This is a genomic window from Curtobacterium sp. 8I-2 (assembly GCF_902506155.1).
GTDB lineage: Bacteria > Actinomycetota > Actinomycetes > Actinomycetales > Microbacteriaceae > Curtobacterium > Curtobacterium poinsettiae.
Window position 1 is genome coordinate 575405 of the sequence record NZ_LR732827.1, and the last position, 21979, is coordinate 597383.

Here is a 21979-nt window from a genome sequence, read left to right on the forward strand (position 1 = left end):
GCGGAACCGGAGGCTCCGCGAGGACGTCAGGCGATCGCCGCTGCGCGCTCCGCGTCGGAGTCCGCCGTGGCCGAGGCCTGCGCATTGCCGGCGGGCACCTCGTCGATCCCGATCACGCCGTAGTCCCAGCCCTTGCGTCGGTAGACGACGCTCGGACGACGGGTCTCCGCGTCGAGGAACAGGTAGAAGTCGTGCCCGACGAGTTCCATGTGGTACAGGGCGTCGTCGACCGTCATCGGGGCGGCCTCGAACACCTTGTGCCGGATGACGACCGGGCTGTACACCTCGTTCTCGTCCTCGGCGGTGTCCTGGTCGACGACCGGGACCGCACCGGTCGCGACCTCCTCGATGAGCTTGCCGTCGGCGGGGACGACACCCATGCCGTCGAACGCACTGCCGGCGGCCTCGGCGACCGAGGTGGGACGGTGGCGGCCGTGGTGCACCTTGCGGCGGTCACGCGCCCGACGGAGGCGCTCCATGATCCGTGCGAAGGCGAGGTCGAAGGCGGCGTACTTGTCCGACGCCGCGGACTCGGCCCGCACGAGCGGCCCCGGCCCGATCAGCGTGAGCTCCACGCGGTCCTCGCCCTGGCTGCCGCTCGACTTCTCGTGGTGGCGGCTGATGCGCACCTCGAAGGCGAGGGCGCGGTCGGCGAGCACGTCGATCTTCTCGGACTTCTGCTCGACGTAGGTGCGGAAACGGTCGGTGACCCCGACGTTCCGGCCCGTGATCGTCACGTCCATGTGGCGGCTCCCATCCAGTGTCGGCGCGTCGCCTCCGTCCGGCGACCCGAACGCCTTGCCGCGAGGCTAGACCCGGCGCACCCTCGGCGTCACGGGGCGTCGGCGAGTCTGTCGGACACTCACCGGACGCACAGTGGACACCGGGTGTTCACGGAGCCGTCAGTCGTCGACGCTCGCCAGGGCGACGCAGCGCACCACCCGACCACCCGCCGACCGCACGGCGCGGACACCCTCGGCCATCGTCACGCCGGTCGTGACGACGTCGTCGACGAGCACCACGTGGCGGCCGGCGACCCCGACCGCGCGCAGGGTGCCGACGGTGGCGGCGACCCGCTCCACCGCCGATCGTTCCTTCTGCCCGGGCCCCGCACCCCGGCGTCCGGCCCGGGTCCGGACGAGCCGCCCCGTCCGCCGGACACCGCCGCGGGCGAGCAGGAGCACCACCGGGTCGAACCCGCGGCGCCGGGCACCCGCACGGGACGGCGGGACGCGGAGCACCACGGTGCCGTCCGGTGCCGCGGCGAGCGCCGTCCGGACGAGTGCACCGAACCGGCCACCGAGCGGACGGGCGACGTCGACCCGGCCGCGCAGCTTCAGCTCGAGGACCAGGGTGCGGACCAGCCCCTCGTACTCGAAGGCGGCGTCGAGCCGGACGCCGGCGACGAGCCGGACGCGCCCGAGGCGTGCGTCGAGCGCCGCGCGGCACGGCGGGCAGAGTGCGCGGTCCGGGCGGCCGCAGCCCAGGCAGGCGACGGGGAGGAACAGTCCGAGCACGGCGAGCAGGGCGTCACGCCACGGGGTGGGGGCGTCGGCAGGGGGCACGACCACGATCGTGGCGGTGACCGGACGACGGCGGTGGGCCGGTGTGCCGGGCTGTGGACGGGCCTCCAGGCCGGGTGCGGTGTGGAGGAGGGTGCCGTCAGCGCTGGACGCCGAGCACGTCGGCGGTGACGCCCGTCGTGTCCCAGCCACCACCGGTGGACTGCAGGACGTCACCGCTCGACATCCGGAGCAGCAGCGCCCCGCCGCTGCCCCCGCTGATCGCGGTCGCACGGCCGTCGGGCTTCGGCAGGGTGCTCGACTTGCCGCCGATGGTCGTGCGCACGATGTTGGGGCCGCTGGTGGTCTGTCCGACCGAGGCGACGTCGGTGTCGTTCACCCACGTGGCGTCCACAGCGGTGCCGCTGGCGGCCTGCACCCGGACGGGAGCGCCGAACGAGCTGGGTGACCGGTCGGACCCGCGGATGATCGCCATCACGTACAGGCCGGGCCCGTCGGCGGTCTCGATGAGCGCGAGCGCCCTGGTGGAGTCGCGGGACACCTGGAACGACACGAGGTCGCCGCGCGGCAGGGTGGTGCGGACCTCGTGCGGGTCGCCGCCGAGGCCGTACGCGGTGATGCGGCGGGTGTCGGACTGTTCTCCGACCCACACGAAGCCGAGGTCGTCGACGGCGGGGGCGACGAGGTCCTCGCGTGCGTCGACGCGCAGGCGGTCCTTGCCGCGCACGACGACGGCGCCGTCCCGGTTGCCGACGGCCGCGGTGGTGCCGGATGCCGACAGGGCGATCGAGGTCGGGTCGAGGCCGGCGATCGCCGCACCGACGCCGCTGCCGAGTTCGGCGACCTTGCCGGTGCCCGAGGCTGCGTAGCCGACGACGCCGTCGTGTTCGACCAGCGGTCTGGGGTCGACGTCGGGGTTCTGCTGGGCGTCCGCTCCCCCGGAGTCCGGCACCGACAGCGTCGCGCCCTCGATCGTCATCGACACCGACGAGATGGTGGCGACCGAGGCGAGGGACTTGCTGAGCTGTTCGCGCATCCGGACCTTGTCGATGGTGCTCGCGCCCAGGGCGTCCCTCGACAGGTCGACGAGGGCCGTGCCGCTGTCGATCGTCACGGCGTTGAGGGACAGTTGGGTGCCCTCCGGGAACGACGAGACGACGGCCCCCTTCAGCCAGTCGGCGGGGCCGGCGAGCAGGGCGCTGGCGATGCGGGTGCTGGTGGAGGACCGGGCGAGGAACCAGCGCTGGTCGGGCACGAGGAAGCGGTAGGTGGGGTCGTAGAAGTACAGCGCGTGCGGCTGGAACACCGACTCGAAGCTGACCGGCGACAGGATGATGCCGTCCGGGGCGTAGGCGATGCGCCACTCGCCGTCCTCGCGGACGAACTGGAACGTCAGCGTCGACGAGGTGGGGCGGACGGCCTGGGTGTACTCCCCCTCGGCGTCCACGGTGGCGCTGGCCGTCATCGTGTACGTGAGCTCACGGTCGTCGGCGCGCTCGACGGTGCCGCTGCCGTCGCGGATCGTGACGCCCTGCCGCGGGTTCCACCGCTGGGCGAAGTCGTCCGCCAGGAACTGCCGGGCGATCGCGTAGTTGTCCTGGGCGCCGGTGGCCGCGGCGATGAACCCGCGGAGGATGGCCGTCTGGTCGGATCCGGTGATCGGCTTGTCCGGCCGGAAGTCGACGCCCGAGAGCGACTCGTCCTTGATGGTCTGCCCGGTGCGCACGGCGCCGTCGGTGGGGATCGCTGCGCAGGCGGTGACCGCGAAGAGGCTGACCGCGGCGAGCACGACGGCGAGGACGTGGCGGATCCGGTGGCGCATCAGGACTCCTCTCGCACGGCGCGGGGGCCGTCGTACGACTCGTCGAGTTCGGGCAGCGGGATGGCCGAGGTGGCGGTCGTCCCCTGTTCGTTGCGGGGCAGGGTCAGCACGAACGTCGACCCTTCGCCCGGCCGGGACCACACGTCGATGCGGCCACCGTGGAGCTTGGCGTCGCCGAGGCTGATCGCGAGACCGAGCCCGGTGCCGCCGATGGTGCGCTTGCGGCTCGGGTCGGCGCGCCAGAAACGGTCGAACACCCGTCCGGCGTCCTCCGGCGGCATGCCGACCCCCTGGTCACGGACGGCGATGGCGACGGTGCGCGCATCGCTGTCGACGACGACCTGCACGGGCTTGGCGTCGCCGTGCTCGATCGCGTTGCCGACCAGGTTGCGGAGGATCCGGCGGACGCGCTTGGCGTCGAGCCGCATGGTCGTGTGGCCGCCGGGCGTGGCGAGCTGCAGGTCGATGCCGGCGCGTTCGGCCAGCGGACGGAACTCGTCGACGATGTCCGCGGCGATGGACGCCGGCACGACGGGCGCGGTGTCGAGCTGGACCGCCTGGGCGTCGTAGCGGGAGATCTCGAGCAGGTCGGCGAGGAGCAGTTCGAAGCGCTCCACCTGGGCGTGCAGGAGCTCGGCGGACCGACCGACCGACGGTTCGAACGCGTGCCGGGAGTCGTAGAGCATGTCGCCGGCGAGCCGGATCGTGGTGAGCGGGGTGCGGAGTTCGTGCGAGACGTCGGAGACGAAGCGCTGCTGCACGCGCGAGAGCTCGGCGAGCTGGGTGATCTGGCGGCTGACCGCCTCGGCCATCCCGTTGAAGCTCCGCGCCAGGGTCGCCAGGTCGTCCTGGCCGCGCACCGGGATGCGTTCGTCGAGGCGACCAGCGGCGATCTTCCGGCTCGTCTCGGCGGCACCGCGGATCGGCACGACGACGAGCCGGACGACGAGCGAGGTGACCAGGGCGATGAGCACCATGAGCGCCACACCGCCGATGGACAGCGTCTGGGACACGAAGTCCAGGGTCTGCTGCGCGTCCGAGAGGTCGTAGACCAGGTAGAGCTCGTACTGCCCGGCGCTCGGGATCTGCAGGGTTGACCCGACGGCGAGCCCCGGCACCCGGCGTCCGTCGTCGTCGAGCTGGACGGGCTGCAGGCTGAGTCGACCGGTGTTCTGCCCCACTTCCTTCCGCAGGTCGTCGGTGATCACCGCGTCCGGGAAGTCCTGGCTGGCGATGGTCTGCAGCGTCTGCGGGGTGGACTGGCCCGGGCTCCGCTCGATCGCGATGCTCGTCCCGCCGGGGCTCGTCGTGTTCGACAGGATCGCCTGCTGCGCCTCGTTCTGCAGGGTCTCGAGCTCGGACTGGTTGTTGTCCTCGGCCGCGGTCGCCGCGTCGAAGATCCCCTGGGCGACGATGGTGGCCCGGGCCGACTCCGACTCGATCTGGTCACGGCGCTGCGAGTAGACGTTCGTCGAGATGCTCACCATGACCGCGGTGCCGATGATCCCCACCGCGAGCCCCGTCGTCATCACGGTGATGGCGACCGAGCGGAACATGAGCGAGCGCCGCCACAGGTACGCGATCGGGCGCCAGCCCCGTCGGAGCCAGCGCCGCATCCGGCGACGGCCACGGTCGACGACACCGATCGAGACCGTGGCGCCGCTGACACCGCGGGCCGGGCCCGACGGGCGCGTCGAGGGCGGCACGGTGCTCAGGCTCCTCCGGCGCGGTACCCGACGCCGCGCACCGTGGTGACGGTCTTCGGGTTGTCCGGGTCGTGCTCGATCTTCGCGCGGAGCCGCTGCACGTGGACGTTCACCAGCCGGGTGTCCGCCTTGTAGTGGTAGCCCCAGACCTGTTCGAGCAGCATCTCGCGGGTGAAGACCTGGTTGGGCTTCTCGGCGAGCGCCCGGAGCAGGTCGAACTCGAGCGGCGTGAGCGCGATCACGGTGTCGCCGCGGCGCACCTCGTGCCCGGCGACGTCGACCGTGACGTCGCCGACGTGCAGCACGGTGGCGTCGGATGCGCTGGGCCGCAGTCGGGTGCGGATGCGCGCGACGAGCTCCTTCGGGTTGAAGGGCTTCACGACGTAGTCGTCGGCACCGTTCTCGAGCCCGAGGACGACGTCGGCGGTGTCGCTCTTCGCGGTGAGCATGATGATCGGTGTGCCGCTCTCGGCACGGATGCGCTTGCACACCTCGATGCCGTCGATGCCGGGCAGCATGACGTCGAGCAGGACGAGGTCCGGCTTGGTGGCGTGGAACGCGTCGACGGCGTCGTTGCCGTCGGCGCTGAACTCGGGTTCGTACCCCTCGGAGCGGAGCACGATGCCGATCATCTCGGAGAGGGCCTGGTCGTCGTCGACGACGAGGATGCGCGGTGTCATGTGATCTGGACTCCGGGTGGCGTGCGGGAGTGCCGTGGTCGGCACGTGTCCCCACACGATAGCCGAGGCCCCGCCGCGCGGGGTTTTCCGACAGGATGGGGGTGGGACGTGCATCGCTGGCACGGTCCGACACGACGAGGGGGCTGGAGTCATGTCCGATTGGCACACACCGGGCGGTGGGCAGCAGGGTGCGCCGACACCGCCGGCGTCCGGACCGACACACGGACCCGGACCCCAGCCAGGAGGCCCGCCCCGCTTCTCGGTGCCGCCGCAGCCCGCCCCGGGGTCGGGTCCGGGGCGACCGGGCGGTCCGTCCGGCGGCTCGCGTCCGGTGATCCCGCTGCGCCCGCTCGGTCTCGGCGACGTCCTGGCCGGCGCGTTCACGGTCTTCCGTCGGAACGCCCGCGTGCTGCTGCTCTGGAGCGTGCTGCTGAGCGGTGTGCTCGGCCTGCTGTCGACGCTGGCCAGCACGTTCGGGCAGCAGGCACTGCAGTCGCGGATGTTCTCCGCCCTCGACGGCGGCAGCGGCGCCGGCTCGGTGGCCGCGGGCACGCTGACGCTCACGGCGCTCATGTCGATCGGGCTGCCCTTCCTCGCCTACCTCGGTCGCGGGTTCCTCGTCGCGCCGGTCGCCGCGGACACCGGGCAGCGGGTGCTCGGCCGCCGCGCCACGTTCCGCGGGCTGTGGGCGCTGCTGGCCGGACGCCGCTGGCCGGTCGTCGCGTGGATGCTCGTGCAGACCGCTGCGGGCGTCGTCATCGCGATCGTCGCCGGGCTCGTCTTCTTCGGGGTCTTCGCGACGATCGGTGCCGCCGGCTCCGGGACCGGCTGGTTCGTGCTGGCGCTCGTGCTCTTCGTGCTCGGGCTCGGTGTCGTGGTCGTGTGGCTCGGCATCCGCTTCGTGTTCACCGTCCCGACGATCGCGCTCGAGGGCCGACCGGTCTTCGCCGCTGCCGCCCAGTCGTGGCGCCTGACCCGCGGGGCCTTCTGGCGGACCTTCGGCATCCTGCTGCTCGTGCAGCTGATGTTCGGCTTCGCGGCGTCCATCGCGTCGATCCCGCTCACCGTCGGCACCGTGCTCGTCGGGGGCACGTTCGACCCGCTCGGGCAGACCGGCGGTCCGTCGGGCGCCGGCGCCGGTGCGGTCATCGCGATCGTCATCGGCAGCCTGCTCGCGATGGCGGTGCAGTGCATCACCGACGTCCTGAGCGCGTCGGTCACCACGTTCCTGGCCATCGACCGGCGGATCCGCACCGAGGCCCTGGACCAGCGGATCGCGTCGCACCTGGACTCCGGGCAGCCGACCGACCCGTTCGCGCCGTCCCAGCCCGTCGCGCGGCCGCCGTGGCCCCCGCAGCAGCAGTGGGGCGGCCAGCAGTGGCAGGCGCAGCAGCAGCAGTGGCCGGGGCAGCAGCAGTGGTCCGGGCAGCAGCAACCGCAGTGGCAACCCGCACAGCAGCAGCAACCGCAGTGGCAACCCACCCAGCAGCCGTGGCAGTCGGGGCAACAGCAGCAACAGCCGCAGTCGCAGTCGCAGTCGCAGCAGCCGCCCTGGCAGCAGGGTCCGGGCCAGTCGCCGCCGAACGGCAACGCGTGACGGCGGTCGACCCGGACGAGGCGCGTCGTCTGCTCGAACGCGAACTCGACCGGTCCGCCTACGACGGTGCCCAGCCGACGTGGTGGGACCGGGCCTCGCGGTCCTTCCTCGACTGGCTCGGCTCGCTCCGCGCCGACGGTCTCGACTCCCCCGCCGCGGCCCGCACCGCGCTGGTGATCGCGATCGTGGTGCTCGTCGCGGTCGTCGTGCTCGTCGTCGTCGCGCGGGGGCTCCCCCGACGGCGCGCCCGGGCCGGCGACGGCGACACCGGCGGGGTCTTCGACGCCGACGACCTGCGCTCCGCCCGCGAACTCCTCGAGGCGGCCCAGGCCGCAGTGCGCCGCGCCGACTGGTCGGCAGCGGTGCTGGACGGCTTCCGCGCGATCGCCCGCGGACTCGGTGAGCGCGACCTGGTGCCCGACGTGCCCGGTGCGACCGCCCGCACGATCGCCGCACGCGGCGCCGTGCCGTTCCCCGCGTCAGCCGGTGCGCTCGACGCCGCGGCGACGTCCTTCGACGCGGTCCGGTACCTCGGCGCCGAGGCCGACCAGGACACCGCCCTCCGCGTGCTCGACACCGAGCAGACCGTCCGACAGGCCCGCCCGGCGCGGGTCGAGGCACCGGTGGTGCCGGCATGACGGCCGACACCGCCACCCGGACGAGCGCCGCCCCGGCCTCGGCCCCGGCCTCGGCTCCGGCCTCGGATCCGGCTTCCGGTCCGGCCGAGGGACGCCGGTTCCGCTTCGGTTTCTGGGTCGTGATCGTCCTGGTCGGGGTCCTGCTCGCCGCCCTGACGGCGGTCGTGCAGGGCACTGAGAAGGGCGCACCGCGCGCACTCGACCCGACCTCGACGACGGCGAGCGGATCCGCCGCCCTGGTGCGCGTCCTCGAGCAGCGCGGCACCGCGGTCACCGTGACCGACACCCTCGACGGCACCGGCGCGATCGACGGCGGCACGGTGTTCATCGACGACGCCGACGGCGCGCTCGACCCCGCCGTCGCGGAACGGATCGCGCGCACCGCCCGGCACGTCGTGGTCGTGGGGACGAGCGGCGCCGGCCTCGACGCGCTGCTCGGCTTCCCGATCGACCCGCCCGGCCAGATCGACGGCGACGCCACCGTCTCGACGACCTCGTGCGGGATCCCCGCGGCGGCCTCGGCAGCGCGGGTCACGACCGCAGGCTCCGGGTACACCGTGCAGGACGAGAGCGCCGAGCGGTGCGCGCCGACCGGTGCGGGCGACTCCCGCGTCTGGGGCCTCGTCCGCACCACCACCCCGGGCGGTGACGTGACGCTGGTCGGCACCACCTCGGCGTTCCGGAACGACACCATCGCCACCGCCGGGAACGCCGCGCTGGCCCTCGGGCTGCTCGGCGGCGACGAGCGGCTCGTCTGGTACACCCCGACGGTCGGGACACCCGACGCCGCTCCGACCCTCGGCGAGCTCGCCCCGCCGTGGGTGCCGAGTGCCCTCGCCCTGCTCGCCCTCGTCGCCGTGGCTGCGGGCGTCTGGCGTGGTCGGCGCCTCGGCCCGCTCGTCGTCGAGCGGTTGCCCGTCGTCGTCCGGGCCGCCGAGACGACCGAGGGACGCGCCCGGATGTACGCCCGCACGCGGGACCGCACCCACGCGCTGGACACCCTGCGCGTCGCCGCCGTCCGACGGATCGCCCGGCTGCTCGGGCTCCCCCGCTCCGCCCACGTCGACGAGGTCGTCCGCGCCGCTGCGCAGGCGACCGGCATGCCGCACACCCGTGTCGGCGCCGTGCTCGTCGGCGGGACCACCGACGACGACCGCGCGCTCGTCGACGGCACCGCGGCGCTCGACGACCTCGAACGCGCCGTCCGCCGGGTGACCTCCGGCGACCACCCGACCTCTGACCCCGACCGACCAGGAGCACGACCGTGACCGACCTGCCCCCTGCCACCACCGAGCACGCCGCGGCGGAGCCCGACCACTCGAGCGCCGCCGGCACCGACCTGCGCGACGCGTTCGGCCGGGTCCGCACCGAGGTCGCCAAGGCCGTCGTCGGCCAGGAGGGCGCGGTCTCCGGCATGATCGTGGGCCTCCTCGCCCAGGGGCACGTGCTGCTCGAGGGCGTCCCCGGTGTCGCCAAGACCCTGCTCGTGCGCAGCCTCGCCGCCGCGATGACGCTCGACACGAAGCGCATCCAGTTCACGCCCGACCTGATGCCCGGCGACGTCACCGGATCGCTCGTCTACGACGCGTCGACCGGCACGTTCCCGTTCCGCGAGGGCCCCGTGTTCACCAACGTCCTGCTCGCCGACGAGGTCAACCGGACGCCCCCGAAGACCCAGTCGGCCCTGCTCGAGGCGATGGAGGAACGCCAGGTCAGCGTCGACGGCGACGCCCGTGCGCTGCCCGACCCGTTCTTCGTCGCCGCGACGATGAACCCGATCGAGTTCGAGGGCACGTACACGCTGCCCGAGGCGCAGCTCGACCGGTTCCTGATGAAGCTGACCCTCGACATCCCCCCGCGTGACGTCGAGTGGCAGGTGCTCCGACGCCACGCCGACGGGTTCGTCCCGCGCGACGTGCGGTCGGCCGGCATCACCCCGGTGGTCGGCGTCGACGAGGTCGTGCGGGCGCAGCGCGCAGTCCGCGGCGTCGGTGCCCGCGACGACGTGCTCGCCTACATCGTCGACCTGGCCCGGGCCACGCGTCAGGCGCCCTCGGTCCGGGTCGGCGTCAGTCCCCGTGGCGCGACGGCCCTGCTCGCGGCCGCGAAGGCCTGGGCGTGGCTCACCGGCTACGACGCGATCACCCCGGACCACGTGCAGGCGATGGCCCTGCCGGTCTGGCGGCACCGCCTGCGGGTCGCCGCGGACGCCGAGCTCGAGGGCGTCGGCGCCGACGGCGTGCTCCAGCAGGTGCTCGAGCAGGTGCGGGTGCCGATCTAGTGGCGGTCTCCGGTCGGTTCGTCGCGCTCCTCGCCGTCGCCCTCGTCCCCACCGTGCTGCTCGGCAGCGGGTGGGCGGGCCTGGCGTGGGTCGGGGTGGTGCTGCTCGCCGCCGTGCTCGACGTCCTGCTCGCCGCCGACCTGCGCCGGGTCCGGGTGGAACGCCGGATGCCGCGGCTCGCCCGACGTGACAGCCCCGCCGACGGCACGCTCGTGCTCGCGAACGACGGGACCCGGACGGTCCGTGGCGTGGTCCGCGACATGTGGGAGCCGTCGGCCGGCCACCGCCCCCGGCGGATCCGGATGACGGTGCCCGGCGGGGAGCGACGGACGGCGCGGATGCGCTTCACACCGTTCCGCCGCGGCCGACGTCGCACCACCGGGGTCGCCGTGCGGTCCTTCGGCCCCCTGGGCCTCGCGGCGCGCCAGCGGGTCGTGGCAGCACCGGGCGAACTCGTCGTCACGCCGCCCTTCCGGTCGCGGCGGCACCTGCCGTCACGCCTGGCACGGCTCCGCGAGCTCGACGGCGAGACCACCCTGCAGCTCCGCGGGCACGGCACCGAGTTCGACTCGCTGCGCGACTACGTCCGCGGCGACGACGTGCGCTCCATCGACTGGCGGGCGACCGCTCGGCGACAGGACCTCGTCGTCCGCACGTGGCGGCCGGAGCGCGACCGGCGCGTCGTCGTCGTGGTGGACGCGGGGCGAGCGGGTGCCGGCCGTGTCGCCGACGAGCCACGGCTCGACACGTTCATCGAGTCGGCGCTGCTCCTCGGCGCGCTCGCTGCCGCCGCCGGTGACCGGGTCGACCTGGTCGTCCTCGACGACACCGCGCACGACCGCGTGCACGGCGCCACCCGCACCGACGTCGTGCAGCGCTTCGGCGAAGCACTCGCGATGGCCGAACCCGGGCTCGCCGCGACCGACTGGGCGTCCGTGCCCGCACTCGTCGACTCGATCACGACCTCGCGCGCACTGGTCGTCCTCGCCTCGAGCCTGGACTCCGTCGGTGCCTCGGGTGACCTGCTCGCCGTGCTCCCCCGGCTGTCCCGGCGGCACGCGGTGGTCGTGACGAGCATCGAGGACCCGGCCGTCGAGCGGATGGCACACGGCGGGGTGGACCCGACCACGTCGATCCGCACCGCGCGGGGCGGACGGGTGCCGGGCCTCCCCACCGGCGCGGAGCGCGACGTCTACCGACGCGCCGCCGCGGAACGCACGCTGCTCGACGCGGACGGAGCGGCCGACGTCGCACGCCGATCCGGCGCCGAGGTCGTCCGTGGCGCGCCGGCGGACGTCCCGCCGCTCGTCGCCGACGCCTACATCCGGGCGAAGGCCTCCGGCCGACTCTGAACCCGGGCAGGCCCTAGCCGGCCACCAGGGCGGTGGAGCCGCGCTCGAACTCCTCGAGGTCGCCGCGCTCCCCCGCCCGGTAGGCGCGGCCGCCGAGCACCCACTGGTACGCGAGCACCGCGGCCAGGGCGATCGTGCCGATGCCGATCTTGATCGGCCACGGCCAGTCCTGCCGCGTCACCACGCCCTCGACGATGCCGGACAGCAGCAGGGTCAGGGTCAGGCCGATCGCGATGGTGATGAGTGCCCGGCCGTCCTCGGCGAGAGCCTGGGCGCGGGTGCGACCGGGGCCCGGTGCCACCCACGACCAGAAGATCATCAGCCCCGCGCCACCGGCCAGGAAGACTGAGTAGAGCTCCAGCTGCCCGTGCGGGGAGATGTAGAGGAAGAAGTCGGCCAGGCGTCCCTGGGAGTGCATGATCGCTGCGGACACCCCCAGGCTGACGGCGTTCTGCATGATCGAGAACGGTACGAAGACCCCGGTGATCCCGAAGGCGACCATCGTCGCGGCGATGTACGCGTTGTTCGTCCAGACCTGCGCCGTGAACGCCCCGAGACCGCGGTTCGAGTAGTAGTCGACGAAGTCCTGCGTGGCGTACCGGCGCAGGGCCTCGTCGCTGCCGAAGGTCGCCGTCGCGCCGGGGGTCGTGGTGATCCAGATCGCGACGATCGCCCCGATCGCCACCGTCGCGAGCGCGACCCAGATGGTCACCCAGCGGATCCGGTAGAGCGCCGCGGGGAGCTGCCGCGTGAAGAACAGTGCGACCGCGGTCAGCGGGTCGACGGGGGTACCGGTGAAGCGCAGTCGGGCGCGGAACAGCGTCAGCGAGAGCCGGTCGCCGGTCACGGTGCGCGGTGCGGCACCGCGGATGCGGGCGAGGTCGGTGGCGGCCTCCTGGTAGCCGGCGACGAGCCGGTCGACGTCCGCACCGGACCGGTGCCGGGCACGCGCCAGCCGGTCGAGCTCCTGCCACCGGTCACGATGCACCTCGGCGTAGGCATCCAGGTCCACGAGTTCCCCCTCAGGTCGCGCGATCTCCGACAGAATGATCCCATGCCGAAGCCCCGCACGCCGCGTGACCTCGCCGACGCCCGGTTCTCGCGCGATCTCGACGAGACCGCCGACGAGCTCGTGGTGGGCGAGGGCGTCGCGCTCGACGTCCAACCCGCCGGACTCGTGCTGCGGCTCGCAGCGGCCCTGCTGGACGGCCTGTGCGTCCTCGTCCTGTTCGTGCTCGCGATGTTCGGGGTCGCACGACTCTGGCCGAGGGGCCTCGAACCCGCCTGGGGTGCTGCGCTGAACATCGTGCTGCTCGTCGTCGTGCTGGTGCTGGTCCCCGCCGCGGTCGAGACGGTGACGAAGGGGCGGAGCGTCGGACGGTTCGCCACCGGCACCCGGGTGGTCCGGCTCGACGGCGGTTCGATCGGGTTCCGGCACGCCTTCACCCGGTCGCTCGTCGGCCTGTTCGAGCTCTGGATGACGTTCGGGTCGGTCGCCCTGCTCGTCGCGCTGTTCGGCACCCGGCCGAGGCGCCTCGGGGACCTGCTCGCAGGCACGATCGTGCAGCACGAGCGCCTGCCGAAACAGCGCGACCCCGAGGTGCTCCTGCCACCGGAACTGGCGGCGTGGGCCGGCGTCGCGGACGTCTCGGCGCTGCCGCAGCGGTTGGAGAACCGGCTCGGCGCGTTCTTCCGCGGGGCGGCGCTGATGCGACCGGAACTGCGCGAGGCAGCGGCGCAGTCGCTCGCGGCCGAGGTGTCGGCGTTCGCCCACCCCGTGCCGCCCGTGCCGCCCGAGGTGTTCCTGGCCGGGGTCGTCGTGCTGCGTCGTCGTCGGGACGTCCGGGCGCTGGGCGCCCGCGCCGAGCTGCTCACCGCAGCGGGGTCCACGGCGTCGGCGCGCCCGCCGGGCTTCCCCCGCTGACGCAGCGCGCGGCGCGGGCTGCTCGCAAGACACCGGTGTTCGCGCGCTGAACACCCGCGTGCCGGGGTGCAACGTGCGAACACCGGTGTCGTGCGGGAGCGCAGGAACGCCGAGCTCAGTAGCGGTAGTGGTCCGGCTTGAAGGGGCCCTCGACGGGGACACCGATGTACGCCGCCTGCTCCGGACGCAGCGACGTCAGCTGCACCCCGAGGGCGTCGAGGTGCAGGCGCGCGACCTTCTCGTCCAGGTGCTTCGGCAGCACGTACACGCCGGTCGGGTACTCGTCGCGCCGGGTGTGCAGCTCGATCTGCGCGAGCACCTGGTTCGTGAACGAGTTGCTCATCACGAACGACGGGTGGCCCGTCGCGTTGCCGAGGTTCATGAGCCGCCCCTCGGACAGCACCAGGATCGACCGCCCGGTCGGCAGCCGCCACTCGTGCACCTGCGGCTTGATCTCGACCTTCGAGACGCCGGGCAGCGCCTCGAGCCCGGCCATGTCGATCTCGTTGTCGAAGTGCCCCACGTTCGCGACGATCGCCAGGTGCTTCAGCCCGAGCATCTCGTCGACCCCGACCACGCCCAGGTTGCCGGTGCACGTGATGACCATGTCGACGGTGTCGACGACGTCCGCCAGGCGCGCGACCTGGTAGCCGTCCATCGCCGCCTGCAGCGCACAGATGGGGTCGACCTCGCTGACGATGACGCGGGCGCCCTGCCCGCGGAGCGCCTCGGCCGCCCCCTTGCCGACGTCGCCGTAGCCGACGACGAAGGCGACCTTGCCGCCGATGAGCACGTCGGTGGCGCGGTTCAGACCGTCGGGCAGCGAGTGCCGGATGCCGTACTTGTTGTCGAACTTCGACTTCGTCACGGAGTCGTTGACGTTGATCGCCGGGAACTTCAGCTCGCCGTTCCGGAACAGCTCGTACAGACGGTGCACGCCCGTCGTGGTCTCCTCGGTGACGCCCTGGATGTCGGCCGCGATGCGGGTCCAGCGGTCGGACGAGGTCTCGAGCGACCGCGCGACGGTGTCGAGCACGATCTTCCACTCGGCGCTGGCGTCCGGCTCGGCGACCGGGGCGGCACCGGCGGCCTCGGCGTCGGCGCCGGTGTGCACGAGCATGGTGGCGTCGCCGCCGTCGTCCAGGATCAGGTTCGGGCCGGTCCAGTCGGCACCGGCCGCGGCGGCCTCGTCGCTCCAGTCGAAGATGCGGCTGGTGCACCACCAGTACTCCTCGAGCGTCTCGCCCTTCCACGCGAACACCGGGACGCCGGCGGGGGCGTCCGGGGTGCCGGTGGGTCCGACGGCGACGGCTGCGGCGGCTTCGTCCTGGGTGGAGAAGATGTTGCAGCTGGCCCAGCGCACCTGCGCGCCGAGGGCGACGAGCGTCTCGATGAGCACGGCGGTCTGCACCGTCATGTGCAGGGACCCGGCGATGCGCGCGCCGGCGAGCGGCTGCGCCGCGGCGAACTCGTCACGCAGTGACATCAGGCCCGGCATCTCGTTCTCGGCGAGGCGGATCTGGTGCCGGCCCGCCTCGGCGAGGGACAGGTCGGCGACGCGGAACACAGCAGCGGTGCGGGTTTCGGTGGGCATGCCCGCCAGTCTCCCATGCCGGGAGGCGCGGGTCACCAGCCGATCCCGGTCACGTTCCCCGGGCCTCCAGATCGCCCTCACCCACGCCGCGGACGCGCGCCGTCAGTCCGCGTCGCGCGGGAGCGGCTCGCGCCGCACCACCTGCCAGCCGCGCGGGACGCGCAGCGTTGCCGCGTGGCGGGCGCAGAGGTCGTAGCCGTGCGGTTCGACCCGGGTCGACAGCGGACCGATGACGACCATGGAGTCGCCGTAGTCGTAGGTCAGGGTCGACGAAGCGCTGTTGGCACACGCCACCTTGCTGCAGATCCGCACGTCCATGTCGTCAGGGAGCCTAGCGGAGCGTCCGGCGTGCACCCGTCCCCGCGTACGATGTGGGGATGCGTCGGAAGCCTCGCCTCGTCACCCCGGTCGACCGCGGTCGGGGGCGCTCCCGGCACGGCCGTGGCGGGCGTTCGAGCGTCACCGGACCCGAACTCGCGCCGATCATCACCCGCGCCGAGGCGTTCGACCGCATCGTCGGTGACAGTGCGCACTACCTGCTCGGCCTGTGGCCCGAGGAACTCGCGGGCGTGGTCTTCCAGGTGGCGGACATGCCGAGCGACCAGACCCTGCCGGACGAGATGCCACGTTGGCGCATCGACCGTGACACCCGCCGCGTGACCGTGTTCCGCATCCCCGTGGAGCGGGTGAACCGGAGCCCCGAGAAGGACGACTCCGACCGCCGCATCATCATCGAGACCGCGGTGTTCCGCGCGGTGGGCGAGCTGATCGGCAAGGACCCGTGGGACCTGGCACCGGACCGCTACCGACACTGGTGAGCCGGACCGACCGGCCGCACCGCGCCGACAGGCCGGTGAGCCGGACCGACTGCACCGTGCCGATCAGCCACTGAACGGGGCCGCCGGTCCGCCCGTCAGGGGTAGACGCGGACCGGCGTGGACACGTCGGTGGCCGGGCGCACCGGGAACCCGGCGATCCCGTCGGCACCGCGGTACGTGACCCCCGCGACGACGCCGTCGGTCCCGGTCAGCGTGAGCTGCTTCGCCGTCGGCACAGACAGTGTCCCGGTGGCGCCGGACAGGAGCGTCAGGGTGCGTCGTTCGTCGCCCGACCGCACCGTGACCGTGCGGTCCTCGCTCGTGGGGTTCACGAAGTTCAGCCGCACACCCTCGCCCGGCGCGATGGCGGTGATGGTCTCGTCGCCGAGCGGCTCGGCGGAGGCGAACCACCCGAGGTCGGTGCCGGCGCTGGTGCCGTCGGTGGGCGTCGTGGTGCGCGCCCCGGTGACGATCGGCTGGGTCGACGTGACGGTGAACGAGTACCGGCCGTCCGGGAAGTCGTCGAGCGGGACGTCGGTCACGACGCCGGGCTCGGCGGTGGCGTTGACGGTCGTGCCGCCGCCGTCGGCCGTGCTGATGCCGAGGGTGACGCGGGCCGACTTCGTGCCCGGCACGAACAGTCGGACGACCGGTGCCGCGTCGGCCGTGTCGTCACCACGCTGGGCGGCCTGCGCGTCGGCGAGGACGACGGCGGGGATGACCTGCGACCGGGACGGCGCAGCGCCGCCGGAGACGATGTCGAAGCCGCCCGGGGTCAGGGTGCGGACGACGGTCTCCTGCATGTGCGCGACGATCTGCCCGCCGGACGACGTGACGTGCACGACCGTCGACGCGGCGTCGGACACGAAGCCCGACAGCGGGACGACCTTCTGCGTGTTCGGTGCCACGACGATGCCGGTGGTCCCGGGGGCGCTGACCGTCCCGTCGCCGTCGTAGATCGCCAGGTCGACCGTGGCGTTGACGTCCGTCGGGTTCGAGAGCGTCACGAGGCTCGTGCGACCGGTCTCGGTCGATCCGCCGACGAGCCACGTGGACTGGGTGGGGTCGTCGCACGAGGCCGCTCCGGCCCCCACCAGGTCACCGCTCGAGACGCTCTGGAAGCTGCTGCCCGCGACCTGTGGGGTCGTCTCCCCCGCTGGCGCCGTCAGGAGCCGGGGGTCGCTGCCGCCGGTGGTCGAGGCGTCGAGCGCGGACCGCTCGACCGTGGAACCGGTCGTCGCGGTCGCGACGGTGGCGGTGCCGACGGTGCTCGCCTGCGTCGCGTCGTTGCCCGCGTCGTCGGACAGGCGCAGTGCGCTGCCGGCGCAGACACGTTCGGCGGCGGCCGGGACCGGCGTGACGGTGCGCCCGGCGGGTCGGCCGGGTTCCGACTCGGTGCCGATGGCGTGGGCCGCGGTGACGGCGCAGGCCGCGACGACGACGGCGACGGCCGTGGCGGTGCCGCGGACGATCCAGCGCCGGACGGAGGAGGGGGTGGTGCTCATTCGTCGCGCTCCTCGTCGAAGGTGGTGGCGGGTTCCTCGGCCTCGATGACGTTCGAGGTGGCACGGCGGCGGCGCGGGGCCGTCGGGACCGCGAGCAGGGCTGCGGCGCCGAAGACCACGCCGAGCACGACGAGGTACAGCACGTGGGTGGCCTGGGTCGCCGCGGAGCCGGAGCGCGTGCGGTCGACCTCGCCGTCGTAGTGGAACAGCTGCCCGTTGGTGGTCTCGCCGATGCTGGTGAAGAGCGCGTTCTGGCCGATGGCACCGGCGGCCCGGTCGTGCACCGTCTGCGCCTCGGGGTCGTCGCCCGCGTCGTCGATGAGCACGAAGCTCACGCCGAGTTCGCGGAGCGCCGGTCGGGGGTCGTACCCGCTGCGACTGGCCAGGTTGCCCGCGAGCGTGGTCAGCCGCGAGCCGGACTCGCTCAGCCGGAGCGCGGTCGCGTCGAGCGTCGACTGGTCGTCGAGGGTGGACCCCTGCCCGCGTTCGAGCGTGACGGCGAGCGACCCGTCGTCCTGCGGCACGACCACGAGCGTGCCGACGTCGGGGTTCGCCTGGGCCTCGGCGTTCACGTAGGCGCTGAGCACGCGGCCCGTGGTCGGCTCGATCGTGGCGGTGCCGAGGTAGAACGCCGCGAACGCCGGCGCGACGGCGATCCCGGCGAGCACGGTCGCGACGAGTCCGGTGACCGGTGCGGCCTTCGGCAGCACGTCGATGCCGATGCACGCCGCCACCACGAGGGCGAGCCAGTACACGGACAACCCGCTGCCGGGCCAGACGATGGTGGTGGTCGAACCGACACCGGTGACGGTGACGTGGGTGGCGGCGAAGGCCGTGGCGAAGCCGAGGAGCGCGATGACGAGCGCGGAGCCGGCGACCGCCCAGCGGTGGCCGAGCACCGCCCCGATCGCGGCGACGGCGACCGGGAGTGCCAGGACGGCCATCACGATCGGCAGGGCCCCGACGACGAGCGTCAGCCCGGAGGTCGCGGGCAGCCAGCCGCTCCAGTCGGGCAGGGGCTGCCCGATGGCCAGCTGCAGGGCGGACGGTGCCCGGGTCGCGGACGGCGCCCCGGGGTCGGCGAACACGGCGAGCAGGTTGCCGCGTGCCGCCTGCGCCAGGATCAGCGGCAGGAACAGCACCGCGGTCGGCACCGGGATGAACACGCGACGGTGGGCCCGGCGCCAGCCGACCAGCAGCGCCACGAGCCAGCCGATCAGCAGAACCGGCAGCAGTGACGGAGCCGAGGCGGCGACGACGGCGAACAGCAGCGACGCACCCGAGGCCCAGGCCCACGAGCGGTGCGCCTCGAGCACGGCGACGAACAGCCACGGCAGGACCAGGTGCGCGATCACGGCGCCGAGGTGCCCGGTCGTCACCGCGCCGACGAGCGACGGGGCGATGGCGTAGAGCGACGCGCCGATGACCGGCACCCAGGTGCGGGTCGTGACCTTGCGGACCGCGAACCAGGCACCGAGGGCGGACAGCGGGAACGCGACGAGCATGACGAGCACGACCGCGGTGGACGGCGACCAGAAGACGATCGAGCCGAGCACGGCGAGCACCGCGGTGAAGGGGTCGGACGGGCCGGTGAAGCCGGTGCCGAGCGAGTGGAAGCCGTACCCGACGTTCTGCCAGAGCTGACCGGGGGTCGCGGAGAGCGGCAGGAGTCCGCCGCCGGTCAGGGCCGGCGAGCCGAGCAACGGGTAGAGCGTCACGACGCTGAGCGCCGCGGCAGCCAGGACCACCCAGATCCCGCCGTCACCGAGGAACGACGCCCTGGCGATCGGGGCGTCCTCGACGCGGGCGAGTTCGACGTCGCGCGAGGTGGTGCGGTGCTCGTACACCCGACGCCAGCTCACCCGGAGCGGTTCGACGGCCGCCCAGCCGAGCTGCTTCGTGCGGGCGAGGTTCTTGCGTGCACGGCCCGTGCCGCCGCCGAACGCGACCGCGAACGCGGCGGAGAGCTCGGGGACCACGGCGGCGGGGTGCTTCGCGACCAGGTGCCCCAGGGCGCGGCCGACGGCGAAGGGCACGAGCGTGAGCCAGTGCAGCCAGACGAGCGCGACGGGGGCGTACGTCATCCGACGGTGCAGCTGCGCCTGCCGGTGCATCCGGACGCGCCGCGCCTCGGACACACGCTTGCGCCCGAACTCCTCGATCGGTCCTGCGCTGGTGACCCTGGCCTCGGGCACGAGGGCCACGCGGTGTCCGGCGAGGCGGACCCGGACCGAGAAGTCGAGCGCCGCGTCGACGTCCGGCAGTGCCGGGTCGAAGCCGCCGAGTTCGTTCCAGACCGAGCGACGCACGAGCATGCCGCCGGCGGTGACGCCGAGCACGTCGGTGTTGCGGTCGTGCTGGCCCTGGTCGAGCTCGTCCTGCACCAGGACGATCGAGCGGCCGAAGCGGGTCATGCTCTCGCCGAACGCGCGGATCAGCGACGGATCGTCGTCGGCGACGAGCTTCGGACCGGCGACGACGACCGACGGCGCGATCTCGACGGCGCCCAGCAGGTCGGCGAGCGCGGTCGGTGCCGGCGCGTTGTCGTGGCCGAGGATCCACAGCCACTCGTCGACCGGCTCGTCGGTCGCGGCGGGCGGCGCGCTGCGCTCGCCCTGCCGGACGGCGTCACCGAACGACCGGCCCGCCGGGAGGCGGACGAGCTGCGCGGACCCACCGAAGGACAGTTCGGCGGTCGATCCGTCGGTCGTGCCGACGTCGACGACCACGAGGTTCTCGGGGTGGCGGGTCTGGGCGGCGAGCGCGTCCAGGGTCCGGTCGAGGTGGGCCGCCCCGTTGGCGGCGACGAGGATCGCGGTGACTCTGGGCTGCATGACGGGCGTCACTCTACGGTCTGGAGGCGCGGTGTCGGCTGCGGACGGCGGCGCGCCGTGAAGCTGTGGACGCGCTCACCGCGCGGTGCGGGGCGGGCGGAGAACGGCTGGTCCCGGCGTCCTCGTCGCAGGCTCCTCAGGGGCGCAGTCGCACGGCGCTGGCGCGCCGTGGACGCTCCTACGCCCGTTTCCGCAGCTTGCGGCGTTCCCGCTCGGAGAGGCCACCCCAGATGCCGAAGCGTTCGTCGTTCTCGAGCGCGTACTCGAGGCACTGCGCCCGGACCTCGCACGAGGTGCAGATCTTCTTCGCCTCGCGCGTCGAGCCGCCCTTCTCGGGGAAGAACGCCTCGGGGTCGGTCTGTGCGCACAGCGAGTCGACCTGCCAGGCGAGCGGGTTCTCCTCGTCGTCCGCCTCGGGACGTCGGACCCCGGGGACGCCGAGCGCCACGGGATCGACGTGCCAGTCCTCCGGAACTCCGGCGTGGAACTCGGAACCGTTCACCCTGATCACCCCTGCCGCCTCGACAACGAACCCCAACTCTTGCGGCCGCTGCCTGTAATTACAGCGGTGTCATTCGCCTGAGTCAAGTCGCGGATCATAGAAGGCACTGACCGCTCCAGCGTGTCATGTCCCCCGTTTGGGCGTGTCGCGCCGCTCGGGTGGGCCTTCCGGGGGACAACTGACTCGTCCTCAGGCGCTCAGGAGGCGCTGCGGCGGGCCTCCCACGCGCTCGAGACCATCTCGTCCAGGGAGTGCCGCATCGCCCACTCGAGGTCTCGGGCGGCGGCTTCGCCGGTCGCGACGATGCGGGCCGGGTCGCCGGGGCGCCGCGGTGCGATCTCCGGGTCGAAGGCGATCCCGGTGCCGGCAGCCATCGCGTCCATGATCTGCCGGACGCTCACGCCGTCGCCGCTGCCGAGGTTGTAGGCACGCTCGAGCGGCTCCCCGGCCTCGAGCTTCCGTGCGGCCACGGCGTGCGAGTGCGCCAGGTCGGCCACGTGCACATAGTCGCGGACACAGGTGCCGTCCGGGGTGGCGTAGTCGTCGCCGTTGATCCGCGGGGTCCGGCCGGCGAGCAGCGCGTCGAAGACCAGCGGGAACAGGTTGTGCGGGCTGGCGTCGTACAGGTCGGGCTCCCCCGAGCCGACGACGTTGAAGTACCGGAGCGACGTGGTGGCGAATCCGGCGGCGACCTCCATGTCGCGCAGCAGCCACTCGCCGATGAGCTTCGACTCGCCGTACGGCGACTCCGGGTTCTTCGGGGTGGACTCGACCACGGTCTCGACGTCCGGCGTGCCGTAGACCGCCGCGCTCGACGAGAAGACCGCCTTGGTGACGCCGGTCTCGGCCATCGCGCGGAGCAGGGTCGCCATGCCGGTGACGTTCTGCTCGTAGGTGTGGAGCGGGCGCTCGACGGAGACGCCGGCGTACTTGAACCCCGCGACGTGGACCACGCCGGTGACCTCGTGCTCGCGCAGGGTGCGCGCCACGAGCTCCCCGTCGAGGATCGTGCCCTCGACGAACGGCACGTCGTCCGGCACGAACGCGCGGAAGCCGCTCGAGAGGTCGTCGAACGCGACCGTGTCGATGCCGGAGGAGCGCAGTGCTCGGACGACGTGGGACCCGATGTACCCGGCACCGCCGGTGACCAGCCAACTCATGCTCGCCACGCTAGCGGACGTCGGCGACGCCACGGTGGCGGTG

19 protein-coding genes are annotated in these 21979 nt (G+C 73.3%); 7 read left to right on the plus strand and 12 right to left on the minus strand.

Going from position 1 to position 21979, the window contains the following annotated elements:
- Positions 1-26 precede the first annotated feature (26 nt).
- From hpf to mtrA, 5 genes are all read right to left on the minus strand, one after another.
- Positions 27-743 (minus strand): ribosome hibernation-promoting factor, HPF/YfiA family, encoded by a 717-nt coding sequence (hpf, locus tag BOSE127_RS06440; protein ID WP_159556640.1) that lies wholly within the window; start codon positions 741-743, stop codon positions 27-29.
- Positions 744-902: 159 nt separating this feature from the next.
- Positions 903-1565 (minus strand): ComF family protein, encoded by a 663-nt coding sequence (locus tag BOSE127_RS06445; RefSeq protein ID WP_159556642.1) that lies wholly within the window; start codon positions 1563-1565, stop codon positions 903-905.
- A 97-nt stretch (positions 1566-1662) separates the two neighbouring features.
- Positions 1663-3345: a GerMN domain-containing protein gene (locus BOSE127_RS06450; RefSeq protein ID WP_159556644.1), complete on the minus strand. Its 1683-nt coding sequence runs from the start codon at positions 3343-3345 to the stop codon at positions 1663-1665.
- Positions 3345-5051, minus strand: a complete 1707-nt coding sequence (mtrB, locus tag BOSE127_RS06455; protein WP_017888814.1) for an MtrAB system histidine kinase MtrB — start codon at positions 5049-5051, stop codon at positions 3345-3347. Before mtrB ends, BOSE127_RS06450 begins: the two co-directional genes overlap by 1 nt.
- Positions 5052-5056: 5 nt before the next feature.
- Positions 5057-5731, minus strand: coding sequence for an MtrAB system response regulator MtrA (mtrA, locus tag BOSE127_RS06460; RefSeq protein ID WP_017888813.1), 675 nt, complete (start codon positions 5729-5731; stop codon positions 5057-5059).
- A 331-nt stretch (positions 5732-6062) separates the two neighbouring features.
- On the opposite strand from mtrA, the gene BOSE127_RS06465 reads away from it, so the two are divergent.
- The 5 genes from BOSE127_RS06465 to BOSE127_RS06485 are packed head-to-tail and all read left to right on the plus strand — an operon-like array spanning position 6063 to position 11599.
- Complete coding sequence (locus BOSE127_RS06465; protein WP_159556646.1) at positions 6063-7328, plus strand: glycerophosphoryl diester phosphodiesterase membrane domain-containing protein; 1266 nt, start codon at positions 6063-6065, stop codon at positions 7326-7328.
- Entirely contained in the window at positions 7325-7966 is a 642-nt protein-coding gene (locus BOSE127_RS06470) for a DUF4129 domain-containing protein (RefSeq protein WP_056070922.1), read from the plus strand. Before BOSE127_RS06465 ends, BOSE127_RS06470 begins: the two co-directional genes overlap by 4 nt.
- Positions 7963-9234 carry a DUF4350 domain-containing protein gene (locus tag BOSE127_RS06475; RefSeq protein ID WP_159556648.1) on the plus strand — a complete coding sequence of 424 codons (1272 nt, stop codon included), beginning with the start codon at positions 7963-7965 and terminating at the stop codon, positions 9232-9234. Before BOSE127_RS06470 ends, BOSE127_RS06475 begins: the two co-directional genes overlap by 4 nt.
- A 5-nt stretch (positions 9235-9239) precedes the next feature.
- Complete coding sequence (locus tag BOSE127_RS06480; RefSeq protein WP_371831414.1) at positions 9240-10247, plus strand: AAA family ATPase; 1008 nt, start codon at positions 9240-9242, stop codon at positions 10245-10247.
- Complete coding sequence (locus BOSE127_RS06485; protein ID WP_159556650.1) at positions 10247-11599, plus strand: DUF58 domain-containing protein; 1353 nt, start codon at positions 10247-10249, stop codon at positions 11597-11599. Before BOSE127_RS06480 ends, BOSE127_RS06485 begins: the two co-directional genes overlap by 1 nt.
- A gap of 13 nt (positions 11600-11612) precedes the next feature.
- On the opposite strand, the gene BOSE127_RS06490 is transcribed toward BOSE127_RS06485, so the two are convergent.
- Positions 11613-12611 carry a stage II sporulation protein M gene (locus tag BOSE127_RS06490; RefSeq protein WP_042538793.1) on the minus strand — a complete coding sequence of 333 codons (999 nt, stop codon included), beginning with the start codon at positions 12609-12611 and terminating at the stop codon, positions 11613-11615.
- Positions 12612-12653: 42 nt separating this feature from the next.
- Here BOSE127_RS06490 and BOSE127_RS06495 point away from each other — a divergent pair, with 42 nt between their 5' ends.
- Complete coding sequence (locus tag BOSE127_RS06495; RefSeq protein ID WP_017888806.1) at positions 12654-13523, plus strand: RDD family protein; 870 nt, start codon at positions 12654-12656, stop codon at positions 13521-13523.
- 115 nt (positions 13524-13638) lie between these two features.
- On the opposite strand, the gene ahcY is transcribed toward BOSE127_RS06495, so the two are convergent.
- Both ahcY and BOSE127_RS06505 read right to left on the minus strand, forming a co-directional pair.
- Entirely contained in the window at positions 13639-15117 is a 1479-nt protein-coding gene (gene ahcY, locus BOSE127_RS06500; RefSeq protein ID WP_017888805.1) for an adenosylhomocysteinase, read from the minus strand.
- Positions 15118-15219: 102 nt separating this feature from the next.
- Positions 15220-15435, minus strand: a complete 216-nt coding sequence (locus BOSE127_RS06505; RefSeq protein WP_017888804.1) for a DUF3499 family protein — start codon at positions 15433-15435, stop codon at positions 15220-15222.
- Positions 15436-15494: 59 nt separating this feature from the next.
- On the opposite strand from BOSE127_RS06505, the gene BOSE127_RS06510 reads away from it, so the two are divergent.
- Entirely contained in the window at positions 15495-15935 is a 441-nt protein-coding gene (locus BOSE127_RS06510; RefSeq protein ID WP_017888803.1) for a metallopeptidase family protein, read from the plus strand.
- Between the two features lie 95 nt (positions 15936-16030).
- Here the strand turns inward: BOSE127_RS06510 and BOSE127_RS06515 are convergent, their stop codons facing one another.
- From BOSE127_RS06515 to galE, 4 genes are all read right to left on the minus strand, one after another.
- Positions 16031-17440, minus strand: coding sequence for a DUF5719 family protein (locus BOSE127_RS06515; RefSeq protein WP_159556652.1), 1410 nt, complete (start codon positions 17438-17440; stop codon positions 16031-16033).
- A complete protein-coding gene (locus tag BOSE127_RS06520; protein ID WP_140449320.1) occupies positions 17437-20274 on the minus strand; it encodes a glycosyltransferase in 2838 nt (945 codons plus the stop codon). Before BOSE127_RS06520 ends, BOSE127_RS06515 begins: the two co-directional genes overlap by 4 nt.
- A gap of 178 nt (positions 20275-20452) precedes the next feature.
- Positions 20453-20785 carry a WhiB family transcriptional regulator gene (locus BOSE127_RS06525; protein WP_017888800.1) on the minus strand — a complete coding sequence of 111 codons (333 nt, stop codon included), beginning with the start codon at positions 20783-20785 and terminating at the stop codon, positions 20453-20455.
- 188 nt (positions 20786-20973) lie between these two features.
- Positions 20974-21936 carry a UDP-glucose 4-epimerase GalE gene (galE, locus tag BOSE127_RS06530; protein WP_159556654.1) on the minus strand — a complete coding sequence of 321 codons (963 nt, stop codon included), beginning with the start codon at positions 21934-21936 and terminating at the stop codon, positions 20974-20976.
- Between the last annotated feature and the right edge of the window lie 43 nt (positions 21937-21979).

Bases quoted from the DNA above. Each gene is read 5' to 3' on its own strand.
- hpf (WP_159556640.1), bottom strand. From the start codon at position 743: ATGGACGTGACGATCACGGGCCGGAACGTCGGGGTCACCGACCGTTTC.
- BOSE127_RS06450 (WP_159556644.1), bottom strand. From the start codon at position 3,345: ATGCGCCACCGGATCCGCCACGTCCTCGCCGTCGTGCTCGCCGCGGTC.
- mtrA (WP_017888813.1), bottom strand. From the start codon at position 5,731: ATGACACCGCGCATCCTCGTCGTCGACGACGACCAGGCCCTCTCCGAG.
- BOSE127_RS06475 (WP_159556648.1), top strand. From the start codon at position 7,963: ATGACGGCCGACACCGCCACCCGGACGAGCGCCGCCCCGGCCTCGGCC.
- BOSE127_RS06495 (WP_017888806.1), top strand. From the start codon at position 12,654: ATGCCGAAGCCCCGCACGCCGCGTGACCTCGCCGACGCCCGGTTCTCG.
- ahcY (WP_017888805.1), bottom strand. From the start codon at position 15,117: ATGCCCACCGAAACCCGCACCGCTGCTGTGTTCCGCGTCGCCGACCTG.
- BOSE127_RS06505 (WP_017888804.1), bottom strand. From the start codon at position 15,435: ATGGACGTGCGGATCTGCAGCAAGGTGGCGTGTGCCAACAGCGCTTCG.
- BOSE127_RS06510 (WP_017888803.1), top strand. From the start codon at position 15,495: ATGCGTCGGAAGCCTCGCCTCGTCACCCCGGTCGACCGCGGTCGGGGG.
- BOSE127_RS06515 (WP_159556652.1), bottom strand. From the start codon at position 17,440: ATGAGCACCACCCCCTCCTCCGTCCGGCGCTGGATCGTCCGCGGCACC.
- BOSE127_RS06520 (WP_140449320.1), bottom strand. From the start codon at position 20,274: ATGCAGCCCAGAGTCACCGCGATCCTCGTCGCCGCCAACGGGGCGGCC.
- galE (WP_159556654.1), bottom strand. From the start codon at position 21,936: ATGAGTTGGCTGGTCACCGGCGGTGCCGGGTACATCGGGTCCCACGTC.